The organism is Sulfurimonas limnophila (assembly GCF_059705345.1).
The window spans coordinates 822,692-837,651 of the sequence record NZ_AP046127.1 but is presented as its reverse complement, the minus strand read 5'-3'; the positions used below and the strand labels follow the sequence as shown (position 1 = coordinate 837,651).

At 33.2% G+C, this 14,960-nt stretch carries 7 protein-coding genes; all 7 read right to left on the bottom strand.

Going from position 1 to position 14,960, the window contains the following annotated elements; all coding sequences use genetic code 11:
- Positions 1 to 52 precede the first annotated feature (52 nt).
- Positions 53 to 733, bottom strand: a complete 681-nt coding sequence (locus AC6H33_RS04405; protein ID WP_497605744.1) for a hypothetical protein — start codon at positions 731 to 733, stop codon at positions 53 to 55.
- Between the two features lie 34 nt (positions 734 to 767).
- Entirely contained in the window at positions 768 to 1,994 is a 1,227-nt protein-coding gene (locus tag AC6H33_RS04400; RefSeq protein ID WP_497605743.1) for a DUF4116 domain-containing protein, read from the bottom strand.
- 3 nt (positions 1,995 to 1,997) lie between these two features.
- Complete coding sequence (locus AC6H33_RS04395) at positions 1,998 to 2,663, bottom strand: hypothetical protein (RefSeq protein ID WP_497605742.1); 666 nt, start codon at positions 2,661 to 2,663, stop codon at positions 1,998 to 2,000.
- Between the two features lie 74 nt (positions 2,664 to 2,737).
- Positions 2,738 to 4,846, bottom strand: a complete 2,109-nt coding sequence (locus AC6H33_RS04390) for an AAA family ATPase (RefSeq protein ID WP_497605741.1) — start codon at positions 4,844 to 4,846, stop codon at positions 2,738 to 2,740.
- Between the two features lie 280 nt (positions 4,847 to 5,126).
- Positions 5,127 to 7,217, bottom strand: a complete 2,091-nt coding sequence (locus tag AC6H33_RS04385; protein WP_497605740.1) for a UvrD-helicase domain-containing protein — start codon at positions 7,215 to 7,217, stop codon at positions 5,127 to 5,129.
- Positions 7,214 to 13,396, bottom strand: a complete 6,183-nt coding sequence (locus tag AC6H33_RS04380; RefSeq protein ID WP_497605739.1) for a DEAD/DEAH box helicase — start codon at positions 13,394 to 13,396, stop codon at positions 7,214 to 7,216. Before AC6H33_RS04380 ends, AC6H33_RS04385 begins: the two co-directional genes overlap by 4 nt.
- Positions 13,393 to 14,934 (bottom strand): RNA/DNA-binding domain-containing protein, encoded by a 1,542-nt coding sequence (locus AC6H33_RS04375; RefSeq protein ID WP_497605738.1) that lies wholly within the window; start codon positions 14,932 to 14,934, stop codon positions 13,393 to 13,395. Before AC6H33_RS04375 ends, AC6H33_RS04380 begins: the two co-directional genes overlap by 4 nt.
- Positions 14,935 to 14,960: the final 26 nt, after the last annotated feature.

Here is a 14,960-nt window from a genome sequence, read left to right as displayed (position 1 = left end):
TAAATTTATTTAGTAGTATGGTAATTTGTATGGACTGCTTCATGTCTGGTAATTATATAGATATATCCGCAATCACTTGTTTAAGATAGCTCAAATATTCTTTCCCTAAAGCACTTCGCCTTAAATATCCTGGGTGATAAGTTCTGTAGGCAACTATATTTTTATCATAGTGGAAAATTAATTTGGAGATTTTCCTTGTTTTTTGCCCTATAACTTCTTCCTGGTCAAATTTTCCAAATATCTTTTCTATATATTTGTCGTAGTTAGGACCTGTAAAAAAAATCATTACATTAGGTTTTAATAAAGCAACCTCTTTGTTAACAATTCCAAACCAAAATTTTTGTTTCTGAATCAAGGCCGAAGAAGGTGTTCCACTTTTACTATGTTTACCAATTTTAATAATATTATTCCAAATACATGAAGTTTTATCCATATCTATGTCTTTTTGAAATTTATTAAAAGTTTGCATCAATGGACCTTTATATGAAAAATCACTTTCCTTATCAATCCAAAAACGACAATATCCTGATATATTATTTTCTACACTTATTTTTTCACTATACAAACCTCTCCAATCATTTGTCTCTTGTCCAAAAAGCATTATTTTAAGTTTTTTATCATAATCTTCTGGGATTGATAACATCAAAGGATTTGTTGGCTTTTCAGTACTTTCATTTACATCATTAAATTCTTTTAAGCCCTCAGCATAAAATTTTTCTAACTTTGATTGCATTTATAGAATTCCTTAAAGTTTTTTTTCATTGTAGCTAAAATATTTTATTTTTTGCTAGTATAGGTGACATACCAAAAATAAATCGTTTTGCAAATATATTATTTTTAACGGCTATATCGATAATATTTTTGTCAGCCCGTAATGTTTCACTTGCATATTGTAAAGCTAGTCCATTGTTTTTGACAGCTTTTATTACTACTTCTTTATCCGCCTTCAATGCTTTGCTAGCGTATTGCAAAACAATACCATTGTTAGATACAGCTGCCAATACAATTTCCTTGTCAGCTCTCATGTACTCGCTTGCGTATTTTAACGAGCAAGCGTCGTTTATGACCGCCATGAGCATAAATGCCTTATCACCTTTCAACTCTTTGCTAGTAGTGTATATAGCAGTAGCGCTGTTTTTCACTGATTCAAGCATAGTCTCTGCATCATTTAAATCTTCTATGGACCCACTACTTAGAAACTCTACAGCAATCCCAATTGTTTCACTTACTTTAAAAATAAACTCTTTATCCAGCAACAATGCTATACTTGCGTGCATTAAAGAGTACATGTCGTTTTGCACTGCTTCAAATACAATCTCTTTATTAGCCTTTATTCTATCACTCGCATATTCCAAGGCGCTGCCATCTTTCTTGACCGCTTCAAACACAATCTCTATATCATCTCTTAATGCATGACTGGCATATTCTAAAGCGCAAGCATCACTTTTTACAGCTTCCAACACGACATCTCTATCAGCTCTCAACTTTTCACAAGCTACACCTAACGATTGAAAATACTTTACATATGAACCTGTGACGCTTGAACAGGATGCTTTATCTGAGTAGTAGGAAGAACTAATAGTATTTTTTACCGCCTCTAGAACGATTTCCTTATCAGAGAAAAAATTTTTATGAGCGAACGGTAAAGCATTGCCATTTTCTTTAACTGCTTCAAGTACAATCTCTCTATCCATTTTTGATTTTTTGAGAGTGTATTTTAAAATCAAACCATTTATTTTTACTGCTTTAAGCACAAATCGTCTATCTCTTTTTAATACTCTATTTATCCATCGAAAGCATAAAGAAGAGTGTTGCATAATTTCAAGCAAAAACTCTTTATCAGCTTTTAGTTCTACGCCTGCATATTCAAATACCCAACCATGATTTTTGCAAGCGTAAATCATAAAATCTTTGTCCGTTAGATATAGTTCATCCCCTTCTTCTGTTATAAACGGATTGTTGATAATCTCGTTTAATATATCTTCTTCATTCATCTTTTAAGACTTCATCATTCTATAAAACATGCTCGATGTTAGTTTAAAAGTATCTTTGACACCTCTGCCTTTAGCATCGCTAAGTAAAGAATCGTTATTAAAAATAACGAGAGCATCTGAATATTCTTTTATTTTTATCATTGAATTATTTGCAACAGCCATTCGTTTCTTTCCTTCAAAACTAAAAGGAATGGTTACAAACGCTATGACTTTTTTATTCAAGGTTTTTAGATGCTCTACTATTTCTGGAGTGACTCCACTTCCCACCCCACCTCCTAGCGACGATATGACATAAATTGTCTCCATGGATTTGGTCAGTTCGTTAAGTTTGTTTTTTATGTCATTATTTACTAGACTTTTTCCATATTCCGCGTTGCCCCCACAACCTAACCCTGATTTTTCTTTCCAACCCAACATAATCTGATGTTTAGACTTTTTTTGATTAAGTAAGTCATAGTCACTGTTAAGATAGATGGGTATATGTGTTTTATCTAGTTTTAATATCTCTTTTACAATATTAGTGCCTCCTCCACCAATTCCAATAATACATAATTTATCCATTGTTGATGAATTTATGTGCTTAACTTGCTTGGCTTCTTTAGCATTTGCACTTATGCCAAACAGTCCATATATTACAACAACAAATTTAAAAAAGTTTCTTCTTTCCATAAACTATCCTTTATATTTTAATGATAGTCTACTTTATACATGCGACAACTTTATGTCTGGTTTTACTCTCCATCCTACAAAAACCCCATCTTCTTCCCAACCGTATTTTTAACAGCAACCTCTTCTTTAAGCCTTTCTACAAAACTTCCCACATCTTTTATCGGTCTAAATCTGTTTTGACGCATCACCGCCGCAAAGTCACCTGGAGTGAGATAGTGCAAATAACCTATTTGGTTTTGAAGGCTTATATGAGGTTTGGTAAATCCCAGCTCTTTTGCGTAGGAACAAAATATCTCCCACGCCTGTTTTGGTTGCAGATACCCAAACTCAAGTTTTAGGTCAAAGCGTCTTAGGCTAGCACGGTCGAGATTGTCCATCAGGTTTGTAGTGGCGATAAATACCCCATCAAAGTTTTCCATCTGTACAAGCATCTCATTAACCTGCGTTATCTCCCAGCTTGCTTTTGCACTCTCTCTATCGGCTAAAAAAGTATCTACTTCATCAAAAATAAGCACTGCTTTTTCTTCTTTTGCCTCTTGGAATGCTCTTGCTATGTTTTGTTCGGTTTGACCAACCCATTTAGATATCAAGTCGCTTCCTTTTTTTAAAAGAATAGGCTGTTCTATGACCTCTGCTATATATTTGCCAAAAGCACTTTTGCCTGTTCCAGCAGGTCCGTAGAGACAAAGACGCGCATTTTTGCTCTCTTTTATGCCAGATGCCAGTGCATTTAGGTCCGTTGTGGTGTTGATAAATGCTGGGTTGTAGTTGCTTGGAAGCAATACACCGTTATTTTTAGCGATTTCATTATACCCTTGCGCTTTTAGCGTGTTGTTAAGCAGGCGCGTAAATGCCTCCACTTGATTAGCATTTTGCAAACTGCTCACTACCTTTGTCGCGCTTGAGATGACCGCAGGAGAGATATTTTCATTTGCCGCCAGCATCTGGAGTGTTTTTTCATCTAAAATATTTTCGCTATATTTTTTAATAATCTCAACTCTTGTTTTTTTAGGAGGGATGGGAACCTCTATGCTCATATCAAAACGTCTGACGATGGCGTTATCTACACTATCAATATTGTTTGTAATCCAAATCGTAGGAATAGTATTGGACTCTAGTATGCGATTTATCCACGCTTTGTCTTTTTGTCTTTGCGGCGGTGCAAAAAAAGAGCCACCACTACTCTCAAAAATATCTTCGGCTTCATCATACATCAGCACTGTATTCTCATTACTCAAGAGTGCCTGTGCGCTTTTGTAGGCTTTTAGGCGCTGATTTCCATCACTAGACTCTTCTTCACTATCTGTATAACTTACTTCGTAAATTTTTGCTTGAAGTTTTTGTGCAGCGACTTTTGCAAGTTCTGTTTTTCCAGTTCCGGGAAGTCCATATAAAAGGATATTTACTCCTTTTTGTTTAGTTGTTAGAGCATATTCTAAGTGCGAGAGCATTAACTCCAAATCAAGTTTGATATGCTGATAATTTTGAACATCCAAATCACTCTTTTGGCAAGGCTTTACTACATCTTGGATTAAGCTCTCAACATCTTCATCAAGCGATAAAAGATTGTCGCAAAACTCATTACTGAGCAGATCTAATTTTCTGTCAAGTGAGCTATTGCTTCTTTTGTCTAAAACCAATAAAGATGATTTTGAAAACTTTGAATCAGATGCAAACATAGCATCAATCTCTTCTTTTTTTAAATCCAAAATAGTGCTCAAAAGACGCTTTGTTTGCAGAGAGTTTAGTTCATTGCCAAGAAATCTTATGGCTTTATCAAGTATTTCATAGCGTTTTATTAGCACGCTAAATTCAAGCACCCTCTCCTCGGCACTATTAAGACCTGCGAGTTTAGCTATACGCTTAATATTTCTATCAAGAACTGCCAAAGAACCAAACTTCTTGCGCTTCTCCAATACACTAAGTTTTTTAGACAAGATATCAAGCACTTCAACACTAGTGTACTTTTCTGCATCCATAGCAGCATATTTTTCTAAACCTAGAAAAAAGCAAAGTTCTTTGGAGTTATAGTCAAAACTGCCCTTTTCATCCAAAAACTCTCTGTATCCACGAGCCTTTAGAATAATACGCAATATCCACAAAGTTGTTTTATCAACTAGTTCTGCTTCCATGAAGTCGGTTGGCTGATAGTTTGTAGTATATTGGAATGTTTGTTTTGGCATTGTAAGCTCCTATAAAATAGTTATAGAAGAAGTATAGAGAAGTGTTTTGACAGCTTTATGTCTGGATATAGTAATGTTTGTGATTATTAGTACATTCATCAAAGCTTAAATTTATAATTAAAATATAAGACTTATAGAGTTTAATATAATCCCGCAAAAATATGGATAACGAACTTGAGTCCTCCCGCCGCTCTCATCCGGACACACGCCAAAGTTAATATTTTTTGACATTCTTGCTTTATAATATTAGGAGCATTTTTAGAATCATTTATGTATCGAACTACAACAATCTAGATTTATCTCCATAAGATGTAATAAGCAATGATTTTTTAGCCCTAGTAGCTGCAACAAATACTAAAGACTTTTCCTTTAAAAGTTTTTCATCCTCTATTTGTTTTTCATCAGATTTTTCTGATATTTCTAAAGGAACAACGCCATCATTCATGCTGGCAATTATCACATGGTCAAAGTCAAGCCCTTTTACTCTGTGCATTGTCGCTAATCTTATGCCAGTGTTTGATATGTTGTCTTTTGTACTTCTTGATATTTTAATAGTTGGAATATTTTGATTAGTAAAGTATGTATTATAACTGTCTACAATTTTTTGCGTTCTAGCAACAATACAAATTTTGCTATTTGCATCTTCTATTTTTAACTTTTGAATATATGCATTTATAAATTCAATTTCTTCTTCATAACTATTAAACGACTTTACTTGAGGCTTTTGCCCGTGATAAAGGGATTTGTAGTCACTATTGCTATCAACTCCGTTATCCATGTCATCTATTTGCTCACCTTTTAAAAGTGATACAGCCCATTTTCTTATTTCGTCTGTGGTTCTATAGTTAAATTTTAATTTTTTACTTCTTCCAACTATTTTAATGCCACATTGACCAAGTACTACTTTGTGTCCATATATTCTTTGATGAGCATCACCTACTAAAAAGATATCATTTATAGACTCCTCTACAATATCTCTTAATAACATAAATGATTGTGCGCTAAAATCCTGAGCTTCATCAACAATAACAGATGAATATTTTTCATTCATTTTGCCATCAGCAATTAACACTCTCGCATCTCTCATAGCATCACTTGGTTCTTTATAATTTTTAGAAGATAAAAGTAGCCTATACTCTTCAAAAACTTCCCATATAAGCTTTCTTTGAGTACGATTTAGTCTTGTTCCCCTACCCGCTCTTGGTACTTTGATATAATCATTTAGAGTACTAACAGAATTTGGTTGTATAACTCTTTCCCACTCCTCTTTGAAAAAGCCATCAGATAAATCAAGTTCATCTGATTTAGAGACTAAAGCATTTTCCCATAAACTATTAGTTTTAGTTTCATAAACTATCTCATTTTTATAACCATTTTTAGATAAAAATTCATATACCCATTGATCTAAATTTTTAATTTCAATCTTAGCCAGAGTATCTTCATCACATATCTTTTTCAAATTTTCATAAATATCAATTGCAAGATTTTTTGTGTATGTTGTAAATAAAATTTTACGAGTGTCAAATAGACTTAATTTGTTTGCTAAATATTTAGCTCTATGCATTGCGACTATTGTTTTACCTGTTCCGGCACCACCTAAAACTCTTACTGGCCCGTTATAATCTTTTTCAACTAGCTTTCTTTGACTAGGGTGCAAAAATACTCTCCATTTTTCAAGAGGAGCATTAAGCATATTCATTAGTTCTGTATCATTTTCTTCCACTACATAAAAACTTCGCTTAGAGCTATCGTTATCTAAAGCTTTAATAAAGTCATTGGTATCAACGACTACATCTTCATTTGAGGTATATAAATAGTTATATACATCTTCAAAACTATCACCAGCCAAAAGATAGAATAATCCCTCGTAAACATCTTCTGGCAGGTATTTTCTAAAATCATCTAGTTCATCTTCACTATCAATTTTTTTGACATGCTCTAATAGTTCATCTGAAACACCTAATTTTAAAAGCTCTTTATCTTTGAACTTACTAAAAAATGATTCTTTTGTTACATCTTCTAGCTTTGGTATTTTTTCAATTTCATACTCAGATTGGATTATTTGCAAACTTCCTGTTTGAGCATTAACTAAACATTTATGTTTTTTCGCCCAATCATATGACTCGTCATGTTTGTCAACCCATAGTAAAATATAGACATCATCACTATCAGGACTCATAACGATACATCTATATGCACCATCAACTCTTATAGAGTGCATATTATCGGAAAAGTGAAGTTTCTCATAATTTAATCCAGGTGATTTAGGATTATTTTTAAACTTTTCCACTAATTTTATAGTGCTATTGAGTTGTGCTTTAGGTAGTTTTGCAAGTGCTGTAAAAAAATCAGATGATATAGCTACTCTCATGAATCAATCCTTTGTTGTAGTGTTTGTATAATTTTTTCTTCATCGTTTATTGTAAAAACATCCCAGCCATCTATTAAAATAGCATCTTCAATGATTACGGCAATTTTAAATTCACTCCATAATAACTCTGCTTCGCAAATAACAGAACCTTTGTTGTCAGCAATCTCTTCCCCGACACTAGGAATAGGAAAATTAATGTTTTGAGATAATATTTTCACCAAATTTCTAGCTTCATCCTGGACATCTTCATATACAAAACCCCAATCAGTGTCAGAATATTTTTTTGCTTTATCTCTAAAATCAATCCCTTCATATAAAGATTCGCTGATACCATTTGTAGTAGTAAAAAAACTATTTTTTGAGAACTGTAGTAAATTATACATTCTAAGCACCCCTGCCCAAGATGAAAATTCAAGTTTTCCAAGTTTATCTTTGATGTATAAGATAAAAATATTATTAGCAAAATCTTTATTTAAAAGTTGTTCGTGAACCGTTAACGCTATGATGGAAACTTCACTATTATTAAATTGTCCGCCAAAGTATGCCTTATCTGTTTGTATAGTTTCTTCTTTCATATCATCACTAAGAGTTATTAAAAAATTTTCCTCATTTATATCGAATGCTCTTTTAAGCATCGAAGTAGCTATTGTATTTGCTCGCTTTTTCCATATACTAAGCTCTTTACTTTTTAAAAGTTCAAAAAGTAACTCTAAACTACTAAAATTTAAAAAGTTTTTACTCTCTCTATACATTTTTTTAAATAAATCATTGTTGATATATGTTTCACCAAGATAGTTTTCAAATCTATAATTTGATTTTTTCTTACTATACTCTTCTATATCTTCCCATGTTAAAGACCAAACTATGAAATTTCCACTTTTTACTATAGCCATTCTTTGTGCACTGTCTTGTGCAACTCTATCTTCATGATATGCAAAGCCGTCAGTAAACACCACGATAGGCTTCATATTTTTATTTTTGATAGGATAGATTATAAAATCAGATTTTGAATAAACTTCAACTCCATCAGCTGATGTGAGTTCAACTTGTTGTTCTATTTCATAGGAGTGTTTTTCCTTATCGCTATCAATTAATTCAAAAAGATACCCACTATGTCCTCTTGAGGTTATGACTTGCTTCCAAGCAGTACTAATACTTTTTAATTTAGATAAAAACAACTCTTCCAATACACTTTCGCTTAAACTATCAGAATTAACATCACTTACACTTTGTACTTTTTGAATGCTATCTCTTGAACCAAGAATATTTTCTATAATTTCAATAGCTTTTCTTTTTGAAATAAGTGGTCTGTCAAAATTATTTTTATAAGCGTAGATACATTTATAACAACCATCTTTATTATGGTTAGTATTGCATTGACAACTTTTTAGTTTTATTAAGGCTACTTCTAAAACTTCAAAAAGAGGTTTTTCATCTCGCATCAGTTGCTTGAGATAACCAGTTCCTCCAGGAACTGTATCATACAAGATAAGGTACCTCTTAGGCATTTCATCTTTAGAGTCTACCTCGTCATATATTCCGACTCTTAAATGCTCTACAGAGCCTTTAAAGTACTCTTTAAGTCCTAATTGAAATGATGCAATCAGAGAGTGAAGTTTTTCTTCATCAATATTTAATGATGAGATAGGAAGCATGAGCCTAATAGCTTCAGAATTAAATTCTCTATAAAGATAAAGCGATTCAAAGTAGTTTTTTGGCTCTTTTTGATCTTCTACATCACATGTAAAAGAGTGATTTCCTTTAAATTTTTCATCTATTGGTTTGCCAAATTGAACTTTTCCACATGTACGGCATATTACAAATCCTTTTCGTGGAACTGATTTTCCTGCTATACTTATCTCATTACCAATCAAAGTAGTCTCACCAAAATTAATCTCTTTAAAATTCACCTTTTCTATAAACTCAAATCCAAATGATGTTTCATCACTGACAACTGCATATGCATCTTCAATATGTTTTTTTTCAAAGTTTATAAGCAGCTGCTTATTAAAAAACAGAATATCTCTTTGATCTTTATCATCTTTTAAACGGCTACTTTTATCATCACTAGTAGCAAGAACTTGTCTCATCCTTAAAATCTCTTTTTTTTGTCCATCATCACCAAACATTTCACTCCCACATTTTGGACAAGTTGCTAAATGTTCATTTGTTATTCTTTGAGTGTATGAGCATTTATCACAAAACACCCAAGTTTCAGGCTCTGCACTACTCATATCTATTTGATCGATTGTAACTTTTCGTCCGCCTGCATAAAAACTATTATTTGGTGCTAATTCACTAATAGCGCTGCTGCCAGCTCTTTCATACTCATAAGTATAAGTTTCATATCTACCACCACTCTCATCAGCTTTTGTCTCTTTTTTTCTATAGATAACTGACTTTAATATGACGCCACTCTCTGGAAAAGCATAATTTGGCAAAAGTCCCTCATCTGCAAAAAATTCAAATGTTTTTTTTCTTTTTAAAAGTATGAGAACTGATTTAAGCCCATCTAGTTCTGCGTGCATTTTTCTTACAACATCTTCATGGTCTTTATCTTTTGCTTCTTTATTTTCATGTTCTTTCAATCTCTTTTTTAAAGCATTTATCTGACTTGAGAGAGATTTTTGTTCGATGAGCATTTGCTCAAGCCTATTAAGTATTAAAAAAACTAAACTGTTTGCTTCATCCTCACCTTCTACAAACTCTTTTAATCTTTTTATCGAATTCTCTTGTAGTTTATTTTCATACAAAGCAAAAAAAGAATGAAGCAGATTTGACTTGCCATCTTGAATAAAGTCAAATAAAGTATAAGGAAACTTATCAGTTTTATTTTTATCTATATTAACAAGAACTGCACTTAGTCTATGTGGTAATTCTTGATTTGTAATATTGTTTTTACTCACCCAGTTATCTATACAATACGCCAAAAATTGTCTTTGCAGGATTGCAGAAGCATCTATATACACACCTGGAGCATCAATGCTGCCTTGCATGATTGCATTTGGCTCTTCATAAAAATAGAGGTCATGATTACTTGCATTAGCAATAGTTGCATTAAATGCATTACCATCCGTTCTGCCGGCTCGACCTATTCTTTGTAAATAGTTAGCTCCATTTGGTGGAACCGAGCATAAAACCACAGAACTTAAATCGCCAATATCAATACCCATCTCCAGCGTTGGTGTAGCACTAAGCAGATTTGGTTTCCATGGTTCTATTGATGTGCGTTTTATAAAATCATTTTCAACTTTCTCTCTTGCACTTCTTCCTAAAAGTCCAGTATGTTCTCTAGCTACAACTCTTTGCAAATCACCATTTGTGTAAAGTAATTTATAGTAGCTATCTTCACTCATATAGTTTTCATAATAACCACTGCACTCTTTTCTTAAACATTTCATATCTTTAGCACTTTCATGCTGTTTTGATGTTACACATAAAATATGATTACACTTAAAACATCGAAGTTGTTTAGTGTCATTGTTAATAAAAAGTTTTTCAGGATTCAGCCCCCAAACAAGACTATCTTTAACATCTTTTTCTATAATAATTTTCTGTTTTATAAGAGCACTTAGAATGATTTTATATACCATAACTGTATCAGGCAAAAGAGGATTTTTATCTACAAAGTTGTGCATTATCCATCTATCACACCAGGTTGATTTTGTAGTATTTGATATTTTCTCAAAATCTTTAAATCCACCATTTGTTAAAAACTTCGGATTTCTTGCACTTGGACTAAACTTTGCCATATATCTATTTCTTGGATATAGCTGATTTACTTGATAAGTTTCACCACCACTTGTGACATATGGCTCAATATGAAAACTAAAGATTGCACCACTATTTTTTAAATAAATTAAAAATCCTAAAATAAATTTTTCCAACTCATCTTTTGTAATGCTTCTTAAGCTCTCTATCTCATTTTGAACTATTGGTAAAGTTATATCAACTATCTTTTCTAAACCATCAATATACATAGCAGATGTATTACTTCTCTCTAGTGTTCTACCTATATGAGATTTAAAACCAAATTCACTATGTACCATCCAATCAATTCTTTTATTAATGAGATCTATCAACTCTCCTGAATTATTGAGTTCATCTGTTTTAACTAAGTTGTCATACTCTCTAAGCCACTCCATGTCTGGTGCTATAAGAGTTGCAGCATATTGTTTATCATCTTCAAATTTCTCTTGCCAATATTTACTGATAACATCACTAAAATCACTTAAACAAACCTCGCCACCATAAGCATCAAGAGCTTGTTGCATTGCACTTCTCACAGTAAACTGATAGCTTCTTGCTCCAAAAAAACCTGCTCTTTGAGCTGCATCTTGTACGCTATCTGAAAAAGCAATGAGCTTTTTATCATCATTATAATTACTTGTAAAATTTTGTCCTATAAGAACGCTGGTGAGACTAGCAGCACGAGAGCCTAAAATAGTTAAAGAGTTTTTAGAGTTACAAAATGGACAATTGCTATGGCTTTTTCCTTTAGAATCAATATTATTTGGTTCATACACTTTTATGCCATTTTGTTCATCGTCTTTGTCAAATATTTCTATTCCATTTCTGCTGATATAGTAGATGTGCCCAGTTAAATTTTGAGCTTTTTCATCAATTGGAAAGATAAATTTCACTCTACTATCATGACTAAAGAAAGCTTGATAAAATAGATCTAAATCACTTTGAATCTCACCATTCCCCTCTTTTTTTACGCCACCCCACCCAGTTGCATGACAGTCACGACAATGGATTACAGGATAGTGAAGTTTATATTCATCAGGTTTTAAATCATCAGAGTATGTAAGCTTTGGCTGCTCATCAAGAGTGGCTACCATACGAGCAAGTTCTCTCAACCAAACTTGAACTCTAACAAATAAAAAAGGTGGATAATTTTTACCAACTTTTTCATTTTTAGCCCATGAAGTAAGAGCCAACAATGAATTAACCATGTTCTCAAAATAATCATTTGAACTTTTACTAGGGATTTTTCTTATAAAAGCATCAACAATTGAGTCTCTTGATTTTATGCTTCCATCTAATGTTTGAAGCAGAAGTTTAAAAAAGTAAAGCTGTTTTAGTTTTACTCCAAGTTCTACTTTAAAATTATCACTATCAACATCATCTACAATTTCATTAAACCACAACTCATATTGCGCTTTAATATAATCGCTCATGCTTTTATAGTTTCTAAAATCAAGCTCTTGCAGTTGAGATGGCTGTGGATAAAATAGTATATCTTCTTGTGAGTCTTCAAAAAACTCTTGTGGAGTTATTCTATATTCTTGTACTACGGAATCTTCATCAAACTCTTCACTAAAGATATTTGAGGCGAATTCTCGTATCTCTTTTGTGCCATCACCGCCTAATGTCGCAGATGTGCCTATGCATGCCAAATGACCTTTTTTTACACCAAGTTTTGCCCTGAGTCTTCTCATAAGTGAGGCTAAGTCTGTTCCTTGAGCACCATCAAATGTATGTATCTCATCAACAGCAATAAACTTTAATATATCACTCTCAAGGTTATACTTCCAAATTTTTTGATCACGAGGTCGCATGAGCATAAAGTCCAGCATCTTATAGTTTGTAAGTAAAATATCTGGCGGGTTATCTCCTAAAATATCTTTATCTGTTATAACATAATCTTTTGTCATCGTCTTACTTGTATTTTGCTCAGGACTTCCTATATATAGCCCTACCCTTAAACCATTTAGTGCAGCTGTTTGTGAAATAGTTTTTGCAAATCTTTTAGCTTGGTCGGTTGCAAGAGCATTCATGGGGTAGATTATAATAGCTTTGATACCTTTTGTATCTTTGTTTTTAAAACAATAATCAAGTATAGGGTACATAAAAGACTCTGTTTTACCAGAACCTGTACCAGTTGCCACAAGTGTAGGCTTAGGATTATCTCCGCCGAGTCGTTTAAAAGCCAACTCTTGATGATAGTAGGGTTTGAAGTTTTCATCCAAAATATCTGGAAAATAGTTAACATCAACTGCACCTTTTCTAAAAGGAAGTGCCACGGAAATATAAGGCCCTTTAAAAAGCTTGCCATCTTCATTTACAAAATTATCCATCATATCAAAGAATGCTGGTGTACTACTTGGAAATGTAGTTGTTAAAAAATCTTTTGTGCCTTTAATGAGCTGTGATGCAAGGACCGATGGTATCATTTGGTTTCCTCTACAATTTCTTTCCCGAGTAAAGTTAATCTATATTTTTGATTTGAGCTTGTTGGTTTATCAGGGATAGTCAGTTCCAAATAGCCACTTTCTAGTAAAGGTTTAATTACTTGATCCCTATACTTGGTCCTGTTTGTTCTATTTGAAAACACCATAAGTTCTTTACTAGTCCTTGGTTCAATACATTGTTCTAGTATTTCTACTTGATTTTGACTTAGTCCTAACTTAGTCCCAACTTGAGGGATTAAGTTCTCTTCAGTCGCTTTTTCTACCAAAGTTTCTCTATGTATAGGCAGTTTCACTTGAAAATAGGAGTGTTCCTCATCAAAATCAAACTCTGGTTTTGGCGAACCATTTTTAGCCATGGCATCTATGATTTTATTGATTCCCGTTGAACGACCTTCTGTCATCTTTAGCTCTTTTAAAAATTCACCAATGCGTCTATTTCTATATCTTCTTGAATTAGCACGACCCTTTTGAAGTGTTTCAAGTTTGACAGACCTATCAGGTCCAGGATAGCTCAATATAAGTAACTCATCTTGATATATTCGTATCTCAATAGGCTCTCTTTCGTCATAAGCTCTATGATACACTGCATTGACAACAGCTTCTTCTATTGCTGCAAATGGGTAATTTTTTACTCTTGTTGCTTCTGCTCGGTCTGGATGCTTTATAACTGTTTCAGTAATAAAATTTCTTTCTATAAAATCAAGTACCTCTTTGGTCATTTTATGTATAGGACCTTTAAAAATTTTTTCACTAAACTTATCTCCTCCAGCTCCATGCGCTCCAAACCAAACAATATCTATTTGAGTGTAAGGGAAAAACTTCCATGGTTCAGGATTAAACATCATAAGCCCAATATTTAAAGGAAAAACCGCCTCTTTTGGACCATCTACTATATGCATAGCACGCCCTAATTCTTCAAGTGAGAGTTCATCTACTTGCAAAGCCAAACTACTTCCAACTTCTTCTAAAAACTCTTTTATAAGCCCTCTGTCTAAATCTTCTACTTTTGCTCGCTGGTTGTATCTATCATCAAATGGAACTGTTGCAGCCAAACTTAAAAGCTCAGATTCATCAGTACCTTTTGCAACTACAGAACTAGAGTTTTTGCGAATATAGTAAGCATAGTTTTTCTGCTCTTTTCCTAAACCAACTTTTGCTTTGTAAGGTCTTGTCATCCCCCCTGGCACCCAAATGACAAGTATAGTTTTTTCAAAAACTTCTACTGGAAAAACAATGGGATGATAGTTTGGCATGATGGCATTATGACCAAGAGCTAAAAGCTCTTTTTGGATAGCATCTACATTTGCAGGATTGATTCCTTTTGGAGGCAAAATAGGCTGACCATCTTTCTCTTCAACCCCTACAACAATATACCCACCGCCAAGATTATGAAAATCGTTTGCAAAAGCACAAATAGAGTGAAGTATCACTTCAGGATTCCATCCAGCTTTAAATTCTAATCGTTCCCACTCTACAGATTTTCCATGGAGTAGTTCATTTATATTCATTGGTAAGTTCATTTTTCCTCTTTTATCAAGTTCTTAGT